Annotated in this window: 12 protein-coding genes, 3 tRNA genes and 1 pseudogene; 8 read left to right on the top strand and 8 right to left on the bottom strand. The window is 38.4% G+C overall.

The features are described 5' to 3' along the window. The first annotated feature begins 404 nt into the window (after positions 1-404). Positions 405-1,400 carry an acetyltransferase gene (locus tag PR683_RS01410; RefSeq protein WP_258922508.1) on the top strand — a complete coding sequence of 332 codons (996 nt, stop codon included), beginning with the start codon at positions 405-407 and terminating at the stop codon, positions 1,398-1,400. Between the two features lie 116 nt (positions 1,401-1,516). Further along, a pseudogene (locus PR683_RS01405) lies at positions 1,517-1,711 on the top strand (integrase); the annotation flags it as partial. A 14-nt stretch (positions 1,712-1,725) separates the two neighbouring features. Here PR683_RS01405 and PR683_RS01400 read toward each other — a convergent pair. After that, positions 1,726-1,801 (bottom strand) — tRNA-Lys (locus PR683_RS01400). Positions 1,802-2,056: 255 nt separating this feature from the next. Between PR683_RS01400 and cycA the strand changes: the two genes are divergently transcribed. Then, positions 2,057-3,457 carry a D-serine/D-alanine/glycine transporter gene (cycA, locus tag PR683_RS01395; RefSeq protein WP_272581632.1) on the top strand — a complete coding sequence of 467 codons (1,401 nt, stop codon included), beginning with the start codon at positions 2,057-2,059 and terminating at the stop codon, positions 3,455-3,457. 69 nt (positions 3,458-3,526) lie between these two features. On the opposite strand, the gene putP is transcribed toward cycA, so the two are convergent. Further along, positions 3,527-5,011 carry a sodium/proline symporter PutP gene (gene putP, locus PR683_RS01390; protein WP_109911098.1) on the bottom strand — a complete coding sequence of 495 codons (1,485 nt, stop codon included), beginning with the start codon at positions 5,009-5,011 and terminating at the stop codon, positions 3,527-3,529. Between the two features lie 498 nt (positions 5,012-5,509). Between putP and putA the strand changes: the two genes are divergently transcribed. Continuing rightward, a complete protein-coding gene (gene putA, locus PR683_RS01385) occupies positions 5,510-9,493 on the top strand; it encodes a trifunctional transcriptional regulator/proline dehydrogenase/L-glutamate gamma-semialdehyde dehydrogenase (protein WP_272571645.1) in 3,984 nt (1,327 codons plus the stop codon). Positions 9,494-9,712: 219 nt separating this feature from the next. Here the strand turns inward: putA and fliZ are convergent, their stop codons facing one another. Next, on the bottom strand, positions 9,713-10,231 hold the full coding sequence (gene fliZ, locus PR683_RS01380) for a flagella biosynthesis regulatory protein FliZ (RefSeq protein ID WP_004255757.1): 519 nt from the start codon (positions 10,229-10,231) through the stop codon (positions 9,713-9,715). 1,040 nt (positions 10,232-11,271) lie between these two features. Between fliZ and PR683_RS01375 the strand changes: the two genes are divergently transcribed. Next, positions 11,272-11,583: a DUF5339 domain-containing protein gene (locus PR683_RS01375; RefSeq protein ID WP_272571644.1), complete on the top strand. Its 312-nt coding sequence runs from the start codon at positions 11,272-11,274 to the stop codon at positions 11,581-11,583. 114 nt (positions 11,584-11,697) lie between these two features. Here the strand turns inward: PR683_RS01375 and mgtA are convergent, their stop codons facing one another. From mgtA to cspE, 4 genes are all read right to left on the bottom strand, one after another. After that, on the bottom strand, positions 11,698-14,400 hold the full coding sequence (mgtA, locus tag PR683_RS01370; RefSeq protein ID WP_123382096.1) for a magnesium-translocating P-type ATPase: 2,703 nt from the start codon (positions 14,398-14,400) through the stop codon (positions 11,698-11,700). Between the two features lie 149 nt (positions 14,401-14,549). Continuing rightward, complete coding sequence (locus PR683_RS01365; RefSeq protein ID WP_004255789.1) at positions 14,550-15,248, bottom strand: MgtC family protein; 699 nt, start codon at positions 15,246-15,248, stop codon at positions 14,550-14,552. Positions 15,249-15,645: 397 nt separating this feature from the next. Next, complete coding sequence (dsrB, locus tag PR683_RS01360; protein WP_004255792.1) at positions 15,646-15,837, bottom strand: protein DsrB; 192 nt, start codon at positions 15,835-15,837, stop codon at positions 15,646-15,648. A gap of 102 nt (positions 15,838-15,939) precedes the next feature. Continuing rightward, entirely contained in the window at positions 15,940-16,152 is a 213-nt protein-coding gene (cspE, locus tag PR683_RS01355) for a transcription antiterminator/RNA stability regulator CspE (protein ID WP_004909801.1), read from the bottom strand. Between the two features lie 479 nt (positions 16,153-16,631). Here cspE and PR683_RS01350 point away from each other — a divergent pair, with 479 nt between their 5' ends. From PR683_RS01350 to PR683_RS01340, 3 genes are all read left to right on the top strand, one after another. Then, complete coding sequence (locus PR683_RS01350; RefSeq protein WP_004909795.1) at positions 16,632-17,135, top strand: YlaC family protein; 504 nt, start codon at positions 16,632-16,634, stop codon at positions 17,133-17,135. Positions 17,136-17,270: 135 nt separating this feature from the next. Continuing rightward, positions 17,271-17,346, top strand: a tRNA-Asn gene (locus PR683_RS01345). A gap of 259 nt (positions 17,347-17,605) precedes the next feature. Continuing rightward, a tRNA-Asn gene (locus tag PR683_RS01340) sits at positions 17,606-17,681 on the top strand. A 113-nt stretch (positions 17,682-17,794) separates the two neighbouring features. Here the strand turns inward: PR683_RS01340 and PR683_RS01335 are convergent. Further along, positions 17,795-18,697 (bottom strand): LysR family transcriptional regulator, encoded by a 903-nt coding sequence (locus PR683_RS01335; RefSeq protein WP_109911095.1) that lies wholly within the window; start codon positions 18,695-18,697, stop codon positions 17,795-17,797. Positions 18,698-18,787: the final 90 nt, after the last annotated feature.

Raw genomic sequence — 18,787 nt, 5'->3', positions numbered from 1 at the left:
TGGCAGAGACTTGAGTTAATTTTATTTTCCTCATGTCTCAAACCCTGTAATTGCAATCACTTCTTAGGTACATTCCATATTAAAAAATAGTCTCTTTAAATTGTTCGCAATTCAACCAAATCATACTTTTCCACCCCAATACAGATTCCTTGGGGTGTCTATCACGTTTCATGTCTTAAGCATCTGTGATTTTTATCGTACTCTTAAATGATGAATAAAGGATATTGTAGCCTTATATCCGGTTACTAAATCATGAGTTAACTCGAATTAAGAGTAACATTTAACTTAATAAGACTCATCAATATTTGACGTATTACCTTCCCTTTCATAATCCCTAAAATAATTTATTTTAAATAAAAATCTCAATGAGGTACAATAAGTGAGTTTTTATATAGGGTATATGTATGAAAAATGAAAATCACTTAATCTCGAATATAAAAGATAATAACCAACCATACTGGCCTACACTAAAGCTTATATTGAGTTCATTAATTGTTTTTGATTTTTATTTAAATTTAGTTGATAAAAACAAATATGCGTTGCTTATTAATACTTTTGAATTAACATTAATCCCTATGTTTGTATTTATAGTTGCATTTATAACAAAAAATACGACATGGAAAGAGTTACAATCTCATCTTCTTCCTGCTGTTATCATTTATTTTACGTTCCAAACAATCGATATGATCCCACTTTATTTCACCGGTGAGTTAACTTTAAGAACCTATTTACTTTCTCCTCAATACGGAGTTTGGTTTTTCTTAGCAACGCCTATCTGGCAAGCTATTTTTTTATTATTACCGAAAAGCTTTAAATTAAATAAATTCTACCTCTCTATAATTTTAACATTATCATTGATAATTTCTTATATAACAAAAACTTACCTTATGCCATTTTCTAGTTTCTTCTCAATTATTCTATATTTTCCATTTTTTGTCATCGCTTATTTTATTAATAATAAAAGTATATCTTCGTTAAGAAAAAAACCTACCATGGTAATTTTTTGTATTACAATTTCAGCTATTTTATTCCTTCATTATCGAGATGCTTTCTTAAGTGAAATGCTCAGCGGTATCAACTCCTATTTATTCTTCAACGAATTTATTATTCATATTTTAAATTTTTCTATAAGTCTAGTGTTAGGTTCAAGCATTATTTACTTTGCCTTATCAACTGATAAATATGCGAAAACATCAAACAATGCTTTAGGTGTTTATTTAATCCACCCAATTATTTGTTTTATTATATTACAAACATTAGTTTTTTTAGGTATAGAGCTTAATTTATTATTAATAATAACATTTACTCTACTAACCATTTGTATAGCACTTTTATTAGCATCAATTCCAATTATTCATTGGTTTATAGATCCTATTTTTTACTCTAATAAATTGAAATAATTAGGTAAAAGCCTAACTCATAAACAATCAATGCTATTTGAATACTAATTAAAAAAGATAAAAAATCACCTCAGCAGGTTAGTTTGAAACGCTGTTTAAATTCCTTGCAATCCTAGTTAGTTCAATCCGGCGTCCCGCTGTCTGATCTTCAAGAAATGGGCGGCTAGGAAAGTATTGAGATAGTTCTGCGATATGCTCACTGAGCCCCAGATCACTTAGCCAAACATGCTAAGCAAATTGATGCAATATTTAATGCTTGCGTCCCAAATACGTCCCATACAGTCAGTATAGGTTCCGCAGCATGCTCATAACTCATTGAAAATCTTGGTGGGTTGTGGGGGGCTCGAACCCCCGACCTAATGATTAAGAGTCACCTACTCTGCCAACTGAGCTAACAACCCGATACAAATTATTTAACGCCTAACAATTGCTACAGTCAATATGATTCTGCTATTTTTATTATCTAAGTTAATTTAAAGTTACGAATGTAAAATTTAAGAAAACTATCGCTTGAATAAACATCACTTCGTTTCTAACAAGATAACTTTTCCTTACTCTAATTGAGATTTGTGTCACAATATTTCACGCAAACATAACCACAAAATTATAAAAAAGACTGTGGCTAATTATCACAAACCACTACGGACATCTTTAGTATGGAAGAAAATGCGAATTCACTATCAACACAACCCAACGCTGATCGTAATCAGCTAAAACGTAGTCTTAGTAACCGCCATATACAACTTATTGCTATTGGTGGCGCAATTGGTACAGGCTTATTTATGGGTTCTGGTAAAACCATTTCACTTGCGGGCCCATCAATTATCTTTGTGTATATGATAATCGGCTTTGTGCTATTTTTTGTGATGCGCGCAATGGGTGAACTGCTACTTTCTAATCTGGACTACAAATCATTCAGTGATTTTTCTGCTGACCTTATCGGCCCATGGGCAGGTTTTTTTGTCGGTTGGACATACTGGTTTTGCTGGGTTATCACAGGTATTGCCGATATCATTGCCATAACAGCCTATGTGAGCTTTTGGGTTCCTGATTTTCCTGAATGGGTAACCTCATTTATCTGCGTAGTCACCTTATTAACACTCAACCTGGTTTCTGTCAGGCTTTTCGGTGAGCTCGAATTTTGGTTCGCTATGATAAAGATTGTTGCCATAGTGGCTCTCATTGCAGTAGGTGGCACACTAATTGCCATGAATTTTCAATCCCCTGCGGGTCATACGGCATCTTTAAGCAACATCTGGAATGATGGTGGAATGTTTCCGATGGGGATCAGCGGCTTCTTTGCTGGCTTCCAAATTGCTATTTTTGCGTTTGTTGGGATTGAATTAGTCGGAACGGCAGCCGCTGAAACACGCGATCCAGAAAAATCTTTACCGAAAGCTATCAACGCGATACCTATCCGGATCATTGCATTCTATGTGTTATCTTTAATTGTGATTATGGCAGTTAGCCCATGGCGAACCATATTGGCCGATAAAAGCCCATTTGTAGAAATGTTTGTCCTGATAAGCTTACCTGCAGCAGCAAGTATTGTTAACTTTGTCGTTTTAACTTCTGCAGCTTCTTCTGCAAATAGTGGTGTATTTTCCACCAGTCGAATGCTTTTTGGGCTTTCAAAAGAAGGGGATGCACCAAAACAGTTCAGCCAATTATCGAAAAAAGCCGTACCCGCTACTGGGTTGATTTTTACCTGTATCTGCCTCAGTTTTGGTATTGTTCTGATCTATTTTATTCCTGATATCATGCATGCATTCACACTAGTCACAACCGTGTCTGCAATTCTTTTCATGTTTATTTGGAGCATGATTTTATATAGCTATTTAAATTTCCGTAAAAAGCGACCTGAGATGCACAAAGCATCCCATTATAAAATGCCTGCGGGTATTGTGATGTCGTGGTTAAGCCTCGCCTTTTTTGCCTTTATGGTTGTTTTATTGGCATTTCAGCACGATACAAGACAAGCCTTAATAGCAACACCAGTTTGGTTTATTTTGCTCTTCATTGGTTACCAATTCGCTAAGCGCAAAAAGAACCATTAATGAAAAATAAGCAAAAAGGCCGAATAACAGTATTGTTACTCGGCCTTTTTAGTTTATAAACTCGCTCGATTAACTTGCTTTATATTCTGCCTCGGCTTCATCAAAACGAGCCTGCGCAGCTGCACTTGGTGCTTTAGTTATCAAGCTGACAACAACAATCGCGATTGTTGCTAATAAGAAACCTGGGATGATCTCGTACAAATCAAACCATTTGTATTTTATCCAAACGAGTACTGTCACTGCACCAACTAACATTCCTGCGAGTGCGCCCGTACGCGTCATTCGTTTCCACATTACAGAGATTAAAACAACAGGACCAAACGCTGCACCGAAACCAGCCCATGCATTACTCACTAATGCCAAAACTTTATTATTTGGATCACGAGCAATGTAAATGGCAATTGCAGCGACTAACAACACCATAAAACGCCCGACCCATACTAACTCTTTTTGGCTAGCACTCTTACGAATAAAAGGCTTATACAAGTCTTCCGTTAGCGCACTCGCACAAACTAATAATTGGCAACTTAACGTACTCATTACCGCGGCTAGTATGGCTGATAATAAAATACCAGCGATCCATGGGTTAAACAAAATCCCCGTTAACTCCATGAATATACGCTCATTATTTTGCATGACCGAACCCGCTAAAGCCGGATTATTTTCAAAATAAGCGATACCAAAGAAACCAACCGCAATCGTTCCACCTAGGCATAATACCATCCATGTCATACTAATACGTCGAGCAGAACGAATAGTACGAGCAGAGTCTGCTGCCATAAAACGCGCTAAAATGTGAGGTTGCCCAAAATAGCCTAATCCCCAACCTAATAATGACAGAATTGCGATGATATTCATGTCTTTAAACATATCAAGATATTCAGGATTCTTAGCTTTGATCACTTCAATAGAGGTATCAATTCCCCCTAAAGAAAGGATCACAACAATAGGTGTAAGAATCAATGCGAAGATCATTAATGAAGCTTGAACAGTATCGGTCCAACTCACGGCTAAAAAGCCACCTAGAAAAGTGTAAGCAATCGTCGCGAGTGCACCTAACCACATCGCCTTCTCATAGCTCATATTAAATGTGCTTTCAAATAACAAGCCACCTGCGACCACACCTGACGCACAATAAATCGTAAAGAAAACTAAAATAACAACAGCAGAAATAATACGTAAAATCTTACTGTTATCCTCAAAACGGCTAGTAAAGTAGTCCGGTAATGTTAACGCATTATTATTTTTTTCTGTTTGGACACGTAAACGCCCAGCAACAAATAACCAGTTAAGATATGCACCGAGACTCAAACCGATAGCAATCCAACTTTCAGAAATCCCGGCCAAGAAAATCGCACCTGGTAACCCCATGAGTAACCAACCGCTCATATCTGAGGCACCAGCAGACAATGCAGTTACAACACTGCCTAAACTTCTCCCACCCAGAATATAGTCGTCAAAGTTTTTCGTTGAGCGATAGGCCATATAACCAATTAATAACATGCCAGTAATGTATACGACGAACATAATGATCATCGGAGTGCTTACAGTCATCCTGTTTTCTCCATTGAGTAGCTTTAAAATTATTAGTTATCTTTATAAGTGACCGCTGATAACTTGTAACTTCATGGTGTTGCACTTTATTGCACATATTTAATTTATCTGCGCAAACACCAAATAGGTTGTGATTGTTTGTGTTGCACTAACTTAATATCTTAACTGCCACATCCTAGACAGAGTCGTATTAAATTAACAAGAAATTAACTATTTTTTATTGCATAAATAGAATCCATATCACAAATGTTAAAATTTAAACTTAAATTCACAATCAGATGTTTAATCGTCTCATCTAAAGATGATAAATATAACTACATGTAAAATATAATAAATAAATGAATGCCAATTTAATTGAAATTATTAGAACTCAAAAAACTCGATATGTTTCACATTTCTTTCAGAAATCACACGTAACAATGTTGCACAAAGTTGCAACATTAAGATAATGTGGTGTAACTTTTTGATTAAAATGACTCGTGACCTAGAGGAATTAAGATGAGTAGCACTACAACTATGGGTGTGAGACTTGATGAAGCAACTCGTGAACGCATTAAAAATGCCGCTCAGCGTCTTGACCGCACATCACATTGGCTTATCAAACAAGCTATTTATAATTACCTAGAACAACTCGATAATGGCCAAGCCTTTCCAGAGCTCTCACCGGGTATCGATGTAAAAGAAAATCAAACTTCTGATGAAGACACCACCGTTGAATCTAACTATCAACCATTCTTAGATTTCGCAGAGCACATTTTACCACAATCTGTAAAACGCTCTGCAATTACTTCTGCTTACCGAATTCCTGAAACACAAGCCGTGCCAATGTTGTTACAGCAAGCACAGCTCCCTACAGAACAAGCTGAAGCCGCTCATAAATTAGCTTATTCAATAGCTGAAAAACTACGCAATCAAAAAAATGGCATCGGCCGCTCAGGTTTAGTTCAAGGTCTACTCCAAGAATTTTCACTTTCATCTCAAGAAGGTGTCGCATTAATGTGTCTCGCAGAGGCCTTACTGCGTATTCCTGATAAAGCAACTCGAGATGCGCTCATCCGCGATAAAATTAGCAATGGGAATTGGCAATCACACCTTGGCCAAAGTAGCTCAATGTTTGTCAATGCCGCGACTTGGGGTCTGCTATTTACGGGTAAGCTAGTTTCTACGCATAATGAAGCTAAACTCTCAACCTCACTTAATCGCATCATTAGTAAAAGTGGTGAACCGCTGGTACGCAAAGGCGTTGATATGGCGATGCGCCTTATGGGAGAGCAATTTGTTACTGGCGAAACTATTTCCCAAGCGCTCGCTAACGCACGAAAACTCGAAGATAAAGGCTTCCGCTATTCCTACGACATGCTGGGCGAAGCCGCATTAACGGAAAAAGATGCACAAGATTACATGGTGTCTTACCAACAAGCTATCCACGCGATTGGTAAAGCATCAAATGGCCGCGGTATTTATGAAGGCCCTGGTATTTCAATTAAGCTATCAGCATTACATCCACGTTATAGCCGTGCACAATACTCTCGCGTAATGGAAGAGCTTTATCCACGCCTGTTATCCCTAGTATTACAAGCGCATCAATACGATATAGGGATTAATATTGACGCAGAAGAAGCCGACCGCTTAGAAATCTCTTTAGATTTACTAGAAAAACTCTGTTTTGAACCACAACTCGCGGGGTGGAATGGGATTGGCTTTGTTATCCAGGCCTATCAAAAACGCTGCCCATTTGTGATTGACTCAATCATAAATTTAGCTGAACGCAGCCAACGTCGTTTAATGATCCGTCTGGTAAAAGGGGCTTATTGGGACAGTGAAATCAAGCGCGCGCAAATGGATGGGCTAGAAGGTTACCCAGTTTATACGCGTAAAGTGTATACTGACGTTTCTTACATTGCCTGTGCACGAAAACTGTTGTCGGTTCCCAATTTAATTTACCCGCAGTTTGCAACGCACAACGCACATACTCTCTCTGCTATCTACCAAATTGCAGGTCAAAACTACTACCCAGGCCAATATGAATTCCAATGTCTACATGGAATGGGTGAACCACTTTATGAACAGGTGGTTGGTAAAGTCGCTGATGGCAAACTAAACCGCCCTTGCCGTATTTATGCACCTGTCGGTACTCACGAAACACTACTTGCCTATCTGGTGCGTCGATTATTAGAAAATGGTGCAAATACTTCATTTGTAAACCGTATTGCTGATGCCACTATTCCGCTAGATGAATTAGTTGCTGACCCAGTTAAAGATGTCTTAGAACTGTCTAAAACTGAAGGTCAAATTGGCTTACCGCATCCAAAAATTCCGTTACCACGTGATTTATACGGCCAAGAACGAGTAAATTCGATGGGGCTTGACCTATCAAACGAACATCGACTCGCTTCTTTATCAAGTGCCCTACTGAGTGCGGGTATGCAGCAAAAAATAGCAGAACCGCTGTTAGGGGGCAATTTCCAAGCTTCGCAAACGTTACCTGAAGCAACACCAATTATAAACCCTGCCTGTAATAAAGATATTGTTGGCCATGTTCGTGAAACAACAGAGCAAGAAGCTGAACATGCATTAAATACCGCTAACGATGCGGGTACTATCTGGTTCGCAACTCCGCCTTCTGAACGAGCAGCTATCTTATTACGAGCCGCTGACCTTATGGAGCAACAGTTACAGCCACTATTAGATATTTTAGTTCGTGAAGCGGGTAAGACCTACAACAATGCAATTGCGGAAGTTAGAGAAGCGGTAGATTTTCTTAATTACTATGCAACTCAAGTCAAGAATGATTTTGATAACAATACGCACCGTCCTTTAGGGCCTGTGGTCTGTATTAGTCCATGGAACTTCCCGTTAGCAATATTTTCAGGCCAAATTGCAGCTGCTCTCGCGGCAGGAAATACCGTACTCGCGAAGCCGGCAGAACAAACACCATTAATCGGTGCTATTGCGGTTTCCATTTTGCATCAAGCGGGTATTCCACGCGATGTACTGCAATTTTTACCGGGTAAAGGTGAAACGATTGGTGCCCAACTCGTTGGTGATAGCCGTGTTCGTGGAGTCATGTTTACGGGGTCAACTGAAGTTGCAGGATTACTTCAACGTAATATCGCTGGACGCTTAGATGCACAGGGCCGACCAACCCCGCTGATTGCAGAAACGGGCGGATTAAATGCAATGATCGTTGATTCTTCTGCATTAACAGAACAGGTTGTCATTGATGTTGTCGCATCTGCATTTGATAGCGCAGGTCAGCGTTGTTCAGCACTGCGCATTCTATGCATCCAAGAAGATGTCGCAGATAGAACGATTCGTATGTTAAAAGGCGCAATGGAAGAGTGCCGCATGGGGAATCCAGAACATTTATCAACCGATATTGGCCCGGTGATTGACCGTGAAGCAAAAGAAAATATCGATCAACATATTCAAAAAATGCGTAGCAAAGGGAAAGTCGTCTTCCAAGCCGCATTTGAAAATCATGATGATCAACAAGAACAAATGGAAGGAACCTATGTTAAGCCGACATTGATAGAACTTGATGATGTTAGTGAGCTGAAAAAAGAGATCTTTGGCCCTGTTCTGCACGTTGTACGTTTTAAACGAGATGAGCTAGAAGCACTCGTTGAACAAATTAACGCTGCGGGTTATGGGCTGACACTTGGTGTTCACACTCGTATCGATGAAACTATCAACCAAGTTGTTTCAAAAGCTAAAGTAGGTAATCTGTACGTAAACCGAAATATGGTTGGTGCCGTTGTTGGTGTGCAACCTTTTGGTGGTGAAGGTTTATCTGGAACTGGGCCTAAAGCAGGCGGGCCACTATACCTCTATCGTTTATTAAGCGAACGCCCAGATAACGCGGTTTCAAACACTTTAGAGAGACAAGATAGCCATTTACCGATGGATGCCAGTGCCCGAACCGTATTACTCGAGCCATTTGAAGCACTTACTCAATGGTCTGAAAAACAAAATTCGGTTATTTCCCCCTCCGTTATTGAGCTATTTACACGCCATAGTCAGACAGGAACCACTCGTGTGTTGCCCGGTCCAACGGGAGAAAGGAATACCTATACCTTGCGCCCACGTGGTTTGATTTTATGCCTTAGCGATAATGAACAAGATTGTTTAACTCAGTTAACAGCGGTGCTTTCTGCGGGTTGTCAGGTGTTATGGCCAGATAGCGAACTTCATCAGAAGCTATTTAAGTCACTACCTGAAAAAGTGAGAAAAACCATATCGCTAACTAAAAACTGGATAGAATCTAAAGAGCCAATCGAAGGGGTTATTTACCATGGTGACAGCGATCAGTTAAAAGAGGTTTGTGCAGCGGTTGCACAACGTAAAGGGCCTATTATTTCAGTACAAGGCTTTGAACGAGGTGAAACTAATCTGCTGACTGAACGCTTACTTCATGAGCGTTCATTGAGTGTCAATACCGCGGCTGCAGGTGGTAATGCTAGCTTAATGACGATCGGGTAATAAACAAAAGGCCTGACCTCGCAGTTTATGAGGATCAGGCCATACATCACAATGTGTTTATTTAAAAATACACTTATCTCATAAGAATAACAGTCGCGGTTCCTATCAGATAAGTGCTATCTCATATATTTACTGCTAGAAACATAAAAGGTGCCCACGAGGACACCATTGTTTAAAAACAACAATGAAAATAACGATGCTTATTTTCAGTATGTCATTCTAATTATTGCACTTTTCAGATTCCCAGAATAAATATTGTTCATATTTACGTAATGCAATATTGTAATTGCTAAATGCAGAGTCTGTCATTTTTTCACTTAACTCTTCTTGAACTTTACTTGCAGTAAATTCTTTCATAGAAAAATTAGAAGAAGATAACAGCTCATCTAAACGTCGTAAACGAACAACATATTCACGAACAGTACTATGGCTCATCTCAGTCTGTAAGAATAAATACTGTTTAAATGACATAATATCAAAATAATCAGTATTACTATTGCAATAAATTTCACTACAAAAACGACAAAGTGCAGTAAATTTATCTTGCAGCTCCCCCCAGGTACCTTCATCAACCAATTCAGTCATATCAGCGATAGCTTCTTTATTTAAGATGTCATCGTTGAAAACTAAAGAGATGCGATCAAGGGTCTTGTGACAATGTGCACAATGAGTTTGGCTGTGTTTAAAATCTTTGATGTAACGACTCAGAGGCCGTTTCTTTACAATAGAAGCAGACATAATGGTAAAGCCCTGTGTGTAAGTCTAAATATAAAATTGTAACCAAATAAATCAGGTTACATACATTGTATGCCCATAGCATTAATATATTATTTGCTATGTTGCATTGCGATATGGTGAACCCATATCATATATTCTTACTTTACCTTTAGAGAACTAATCATTCTAAAAATGTACAGTAAGAAAAGGTATCGCCCTTTGTTAAAAACATTCTAACCCGTCTCTCGCTCTTTGGCGAATTTCTACGGTGAATCAATTTTGGTATGAATTTGAGTTAGCGTCAACAAAATTAACTTAATTGTCGTTAACCCTGTACACCTATCATTAACCATAAGTTAAGCGATATTTACTTATTAGTTCGCTTAAAAACAAAGACTTTACCTGATAATTTCATCTTCGTACAAAGAAAATTTAATTTAAAAATCAAACTTATACTGATACAAAGGTTTTCTTCTTAAATTTGTGAAGTAGCTCACTTTTCACATCTATAATTGCATCTTAAATGAACAGCCATTAATTCTATAAATATTTCATAGTAAAAATTTATCATTCAACCGTAAATATTTTGTTACAAATAAACGATTTTTTAATAATTTTAATTGTGTATAAAAAAATGTTATAACAATATTTCAAAATCTTATATAGGTAAATTCACGCATAACGCATTATTCTATCTTGCGAGTTGAAACATAATTATCGTCAAAAAATATGTTTATTAAAATTAGACAACCATTTTTCCTTCTCCTAATAAACCTTTAACTTCTTATCTCAAGCTTCAATCACTTCATCCGTCTATTAATCACCCTAGATAAGCGTAAAATAGTCAAAGGCATCCCATAACAACATGATAAAAAACAATTTAGTTATAGTTACAAAATTATGTAATGTAAACATCCTGAAATGAAATATGATAGCCTAATTAAATTGAAACTTAATTAATTAGCTAAGATATTATTTTAGGATTTGTCACGTTTGATATTAAAAACATCTCTTATATACTCAATTTGCTATATAAATAAATAATTTTAATAAGGTTGATTATGAAAAAGTTGATTTTAGCTTGTGGTATGGGTTTATTGGCACTGACAATCACTGCTTGTTCGGAAGAAGAGCAAAAAGGCGAAGTTGCTGGTGCAACTGAAACTTGTAACGCTTACTTCGCTGAAGTTGATAGCTTAATTGCTAAAGCTTCAGAAAACCCGCAAGCAAAAACTCAGTTAGATGCAATGAAAGGTCAGCTGGAAGAAGGTAAAAAACAAGTTGCTGCACTGCCTAAGGATCAGCAAGATAAAGCTTGCCAACAAGGTATTGATGCAATGAAACAGATGAAAGCTGCTTTAGGCCTGCAATAAGCCCTATTCTTCTTTATTCTGTAGATCAACAAGAGCCACACTGGTGGCTCTTTTTATTGCGCACAGAAAAGAAGAACCATCCTTGGTTTTTCTTTTTCCTGACTTAACAATATATTATAGCCATGTGCCAAAACGTTTAATATAAAACTGCTTCATCAGTTGAGCGACAACACAATAGCTCACTAATGTCAGAGCTAGCCATGGGAAATATTCTATTGGCAACGGTTGTAATCCTATCATTTCACCAAATGAAGAAAATGGAATATATAGCCCGAGAGCCATAATTAACCCTGTCGTTAACATAACAGGTAGCGCAGCTGTGCTTTGTATAAAGGGTATTTTTTGTGTTCTTAACATATGAACAACTAGCGTCTGAGAGAGTAATCCTTCCACAAACCAACCGGATTGGAACAACGCTTCATGAGCAACACTATTTGCTTGGAACACGTACCACATTAGCGCAAAAGTCGTGATATCAAAAATAGATGACGTTGGCCCAATCCAAAGCATAAAGCGGCCAATATTTTTTGCATCCCATTTACGAGGTCGTTTTAAAAACTCTTTATCCATTTTATCCCAGGGTAATGCAAGCTGGGAAATATCATACAGCAAGTTTTGAACGAGCAAATGAATGGCTAACATCGGTAGGAAGGGAATAAATGCACTGGCAATTAATACAGAAAATACGTTACCGAAGTTAGAGCTCGCTGTCATATTTAAGTATTTAATAATATTGCCGAAAGTTTCACGTCCTTTAATCACCCCCTGCTCTAATACCATTAAATCTTTTTCAAGTAAGATAATATCCGCAGATTCCTTAGCAATGTCCGTCCCTGTATCAACTGAAATTCCCACATCAGCATCACGTAATGCCGGTGCATCGTTAATCCCATCACCAAGAAAGCCAACTGTATGCCCATTTGCTTGTAACCGCTTTAAAATACGGGATTTTTGCAAAGGTGTTAATTTACAAAAAACTGAAACCTGCTCAACTTTCTGACCGAGCTCTTCGTCCGTCAAAGCCTCAATTTCCAGACCAGTCATGATTTCACTGATATTTAGACCAACATCACGACAAATTTTTTCGGTAATAATCGCATTATCACCCGTCAACACCTTCACCGTAACACCATTTTCACGTAGCGCTGCAATGGCTGAAATTGCGCTTTCTTTTGCTGGGTCAAGAAAAGTTAAAATGCCTTGTAGTTCTAACTGATGCTCAGCTTGAGTTGAAAGCGGTAAGCTGGCTTCAGCATCATTCAAACGGCGAGTTGCGAGTAGTAATACACGAAATCCTTGTCTGTTATAGTCACTCACTAGCTCAGTAATTGTTGCTCTTGCTTCGTTATCAAGTAAATGAAGCTCACCATCTTGTTGATAGCTTTGGCAAACAGCTAACATTTCCTCAGCGGCGCCTTTACAAATAAGTAGGGCTTCGCCTTCTGGTGTTCGTACTGTCACTGACAATTTACGCCGAATAAAATCAAAGGGTAATTCATCAATTTTTTGAAATCCTTTTAGCTTCTCAACTTCACTGTTCCCTCTACCACGACGAATAATTGCCTGATCCATCATGTTCTTAGCGCCACTTTGATGGAAGCTATTTAGCCAAGCCAGTTGCAAGATTTTACTATTTTTCTGCCCATTACTGTCTAAATAATGTTCTAAAATAATACGATCTTGCGTTAAAGTTCCCGTTTTATCGGTACACAGCACATCCATTGCACCAAAGTTTTGGATAGCATTTAATCTTTTGACAATCACCTTGTGTTTTGACATGGCAATTGCACCTTTGGCTAAATTGGAGCTAACAATCATCGGTAACATTTCGGGTGTTAACCCCACAGCAACCGCCAGTGAGAATAATGTTGCTTCGAACCAATCACCTTTTGTAAACCCATTGATAAGTAAGACAATTGGTACCATGACTAACATAAAACGAATCAATAACCAACTTACGCTATTCACACCACGATCAAATGATGTTTGCGCACGGCTCCCCACAATGGATTTAGCCAACGAGCCTAAATAGGTTTTTCCGCCGGTTGCCACCACAATTCCACGTGCTGTACCGCTGGTAACATTGGTTCCCATTAAACAAATATTTGAAATCTCTAATAATTCATTTTCTGTTGGCGATACGGGATCTAAACTTTTGGCTGAAACGTCACCCAATGTGTCATATTTTTCAACGGGTATAGACTCCCCTGTTAGAATCGCTTGGCTGATAAACAAATCTCTTGATTCGACTAGCTTTAAATCAGCAGGAACCATATCTCCTGCGGATAACAACACAATATCCCCAGGTACTAAGCATTTAATCGGCACCTCTTTTCGAACTGAACGTCCCGTTTTATTGTCGCGACGAAATACCGTAGCTGTCGTTCGAACTAAAGATTTCAATGCTTCCGCAGCTTTATTGGTACGATATTCTTGCCAAAAACGCAAAAATCCACTCAGTAAAACCATAGTGACAATAATAATCACCCCGGTTAAGTCTGTTTCTTCACCTTGACGTTCGGGAATAACATAATCCGTAAAAAAACTAACAACTGCTAATATAATCAGTACGAATATAAATGGATTTTTAAAGGAAGTGAGTAGTTGCTTCCATGCTGGAGGGGCTTTTTCATGAGCAACTTCATTCTCACCTTCAGTCACTAGGCGGTCCATCGCCTCATTCTCAGATAAGCCTAATAGATTTGTTTGATATTCATTGAGCACTTGCTCAATATTTTTACTCGCTTGTTCGCCAACAATATATTTTTGGCGTGCAGCCGCTTTGACGCTTTTACGCGGTTCTCTTATTTCAGTCATAACGTTGTCTCGAATACAACACTCGTGATTTTAACGCTATCCAACTGAAATAAAATTAGTTTATTATCAGTTAGATAGCTCCAGCTTACGACTCCATGACGGAGGGTGGTCGTCCATTTCAGCTCCTATAGTGAGTTAATTTAAAGTCATCAGGCAGGTAGCTCTGATGCGACTTTCCAATTGATAGCACTAACACTTTGCTCAAGACTTATTCTGCATACCAATGCTTCAATTTCCTTTTGCTCGGCGGGTGTTGCAAGGAATTCAGCACACACTTCCAGCTGTTCAGGCTTTAATGTGTCGGCACTACTTAACGATTGCAATCGAATATGAAGCCCGTTAATTGCTTGTAAAATAAGTGTTCTTACTAAAATTTCATCCGTTTGATGGCACATTACACGGATCTTATAGCGCTGTTCTACATCAAGCGCTTGCTGCTGTGGTTGTTTATTAATTCGTGAAGCTGCTTCTCTTAATAAAATGTTGGCGCATAAAATTAATAACGTCGCCATCAATGCTAAAGAGTACTGCCCTAATCCACATAAAACACCGATCCCCGCAGAACACCAAAGCGTTGCCGCAGTATTTAGACCTCGAATGTTCATGCCTTCACGCATAATCACACCCGCCCCGAGGAAACCAATTCCAGACACCACTTGGGCAGCAATACGCCCAGGGCTATCAGGAGATGTTGTTACAGAACTTAAAATAAACACCGCAGCACCTGTTGCAACCAGTGCATTGGTTCTCAAGCCCGCCATTCGTTGACGCCACTGGCGCTCAGCACCGATTAATGCACCAAAACACATAGCAGACAGTAAATTTAAAATATCAGGGGAAAAAAGCATGATAATCCCTCCAAAAATAACTTGGATAATGATTTATATGCCTAATAAAAAGCATATAGCCATATATTTTGAGTAAAATAAATTACTCAAAAACCATTAGCTATTGCCTGGAGGAAATAGAGAATAAATATAGACCAACATGATACACACTCAATACAGCTATAATATGCTATCTAATTAAATACAATTATAAGGGAGTAGTATGATGAGGAAACATCAGACACCGCCCGCCATTGTGGCAAGCAGTGAAAAGAAAAGATGATTACTGGCTTGCCATTAAATTAAGTTTTTATTCCAACTCTGACTGTCCAAGTAATAATCCCCTAAGTAAAAGATGGAAGGAGTATAAGTGGGGAAAATTATTAAGTAAAGAACAAAGTGTTCATTAACTTGAAACTTATCTTTCAATTGGTGTAACAAAAATCCCTTCATCACCCTCTTTTTCATTAAAAAACCAAATACCTTCCGGGTAATCTGGTAATGCGATTAAGTACATTACCCCTTCATTGAAGGGCTCAATAAGTAAAATAGTGCCTTCACGACGCTCTTCCCCGTCTGTTTTTACATAAACACGGTCATTAATATTCATAACAGTCTTTTCCAACAAAATATATTAACCATAAATGTAGCGCATACGAAAAAGCCCGTCATTAAAAATGACGGGCTTTAGAAAATCAGTTAAGCAATTAGCTTAGATAGCAGTTACGTTAGCAGCTGCTGGGCCTTTTGCACCGTTTTCAATGGTGAATTCAACTTGCTGACCTTCAGCCAGAGTTTTGAAACCATTGCCCTGAATGGCAGAGAAGTGGACGAAAACGTCTTTGCTACCATCAGCTGGAGTGATGAAACCGAAGCCTTTAGACTCGTTGAACCACTTAACTTGACCTTTCATTTTGTCGGACATTTGACTTTTCCTATATAACATCAAAAAAACTTGCCTTTTGGCATATACGGGCCAGAGTCAACTATTTAATCAGGGAAACACCAAGATGCAGCGTCACGGTCAAAGGCTATCTGTGATAACTTTCTTCTTTAGAACACACTAACTCAGTAATCATACATCAAATAGGACTGCTAAACAGGCCGACACTCATTAACTCATGACTTAAAGATAATAGCAACTATTTTATACGGGCAAACTTCAAAAATATGTCGTTTTTTCGATTGCGTCACTTTTATCGACTATAACGTTAACAAAAATGCTGCATTTAGTTGATAGTTTAAAGAAAACTTTAATTTAAAAAGCCAACAACCCAATAAATGTCAGTAAGAATTATCTGATACGATGACAATCTGTGTAAATATTTTTTTTAACTGATATATAACAATCTCAACGGCTCGTGATACCCTCCTAGTATAGATATCTGACAGAGAGTTATACACATGGATATTATCAAACAAATACTCGTCGAAGACTTGGATGCCATCAATAAACGTGAAAACCGAGATGGGAAACCTTACTTTAATAGCCAGTTTCTCGCCAACCACCCTTATTTATGTGTTGGCATGGTTGCGGCTTATGTCCCCCTAGCCATTATTCTTTGGTATGCCCCTTATTTTGGCCCTTATTGGGCTCTGGGTATCACTATTCTCTTTATTATACTAGCAAGTGTGCTACTTTTTGACATTAAACCTGTCTATCATTTTGAAGATATTGGTGTGTTAGATTTACGCGTTTGTTATAACGGAGAATGGTTTGTCACTGAACCCGTTTCTGATAATGCGATAAGTAAAATCATTGATTCACAAGATGTTAGCTCTGCAATAAAGCAAGAAATATCGCGTTTAATTGCATTAAAAGGAATGATATCGTTTTATGATATCTATCATGTTGCTTATCCTGAAGTTTCTACGCAATTACCTGGTACACTTGCAGCTCAAAATTAATTCAATATCAATTAACTAGAGCAAAACTTCGTCAGAATGTGCAGTGAATGAGCAGTTAGATATTTTTTCTGTTTTTATGATTGACAGCCTGAGATGATGTCGTTAATATTCGCCTCGTTCTCAGGAACAAGCAATTCCTCCATAGTTCAGTCGGTAGAACGGCGGACTGTTAATCCGTATGTCGCTGGTTCAAGTCCAGCTGGAGGAGCCAAATTTAAAAAAAGCCCGCTTAATGCGGGCTTTTTGCTATCTGTTTGTTATGTTCTGCTACTCATGAATTATTCACCTCTATTATCAGTTCCCTCTGCATCTCCTATAAGCCGCATACTATAGACAACGACACCACTTATTGGAGTAGATAATCATCAAATCGATTACTTAACACTCACTTGGCTATTTTTTTCGTTTTTATGCTTTACAACGGTGAACAGGATGGGTAATATGCGCCTCGTTCTCAGGAACAAAGCAATTCCTCCATAGTTCAGTCGGTAGAACGGCGGACTGTTAATCCGTATGTCGCTGGTTCAAGTCCAGCTGGAGGAGCCAAATTTAAAAAGCCCGCTTAATGCGGGCTTTTTGCTATCTTTCTGAAAGTTACCCTTCTGAATATTCAGCTACTAACTAAGCAACCGCAAAGACCCGCACCATAGAATGAATAGCTACTCTTTCTCCAGAAAAAATTGTTTAATTGTCTGGCGTAACCATTGATGCGCAGGATCTCTATCCAACCTTGGATGCCATGCTTGCACGATAAATATAGATTCCAATTCCAAAGGGAGTTCAATTTCAATTAACGGCAAATTAACACTCTTTACCCCTTGCAGTACATGGCGAGGGAGCGGCAAAATATAATCAGAGTTCATCGTTAGCATCATAGCTGAATGAAAGCTAGGCAAAGTCAACGCAACATTACGCTCTAATTGAAGGTCACGTAACGCGTCATCAATTGGTCCCAATGTACGCCCCCGCCGCGATACGCTAATATGCGGGTAATGCGTTAAACTCTCAGGTGTCACTTGTCCAATAATCGGATGCCCTGGGCGAACCAACGCCTGAAAAGTACTAGTAAATAAGCTCTGAGCCTTAATTTCAGGGTGCCAATCTCGAGAAGAACCAATAACCAAATCGACTTTACCGCTACGCAAAGAATCATCTTCAGTATCACTTTCTGCGATAAAAATTAAGCTACTTTGGGGAGCTAATTCCCTGAGTTTTTCTAACAACCCACCACCTAAGGCGCCAATAAAAATATCATTCGCCCGAATAACAAATGTTCTTTCTAATGTTTTTGGATTGAATAATTCATCAGGATTAATTAACGCTTCTGCTTGAGCAATAATATGGCTAAGTTGTTCTTTTAATTCTAATGCTCTGGGAGTTGGTACTAATTTACGCCCTGCCCTGACTAAAATGGGATCATTAAATTGCTCACGAATTCGCCCTAGAATTCGGCTCATAGCAGGAGCACTCAGGTTCATTTTTTCGGCGGCTCCTCCTACACTTCCTTCCTCCAATAATAAATTCAACGCATAAATCAAATTGAAGTCGATTTTTTGTGGCATTTTTCCTCCTCGCCCCTTTGCAGCCCTCCTCATTAGTGGATTGCGTTTCATGCAATAATTTAATTACATCATTTCATTTTAAACAATTAA

This window comes from Providencia sp. PROV269, assembly GCF_028477785.1.
Classification (GTDB): Bacteria; Pseudomonadota; Gammaproteobacteria; order Enterobacterales; family Enterobacteriaceae; genus Providencia; species Providencia rettgeri.
The sequence above is the reverse complement of the archived record's forward strand: the minus strand, read 5'-3'. Positions and strand labels throughout refer to the sequence as shown.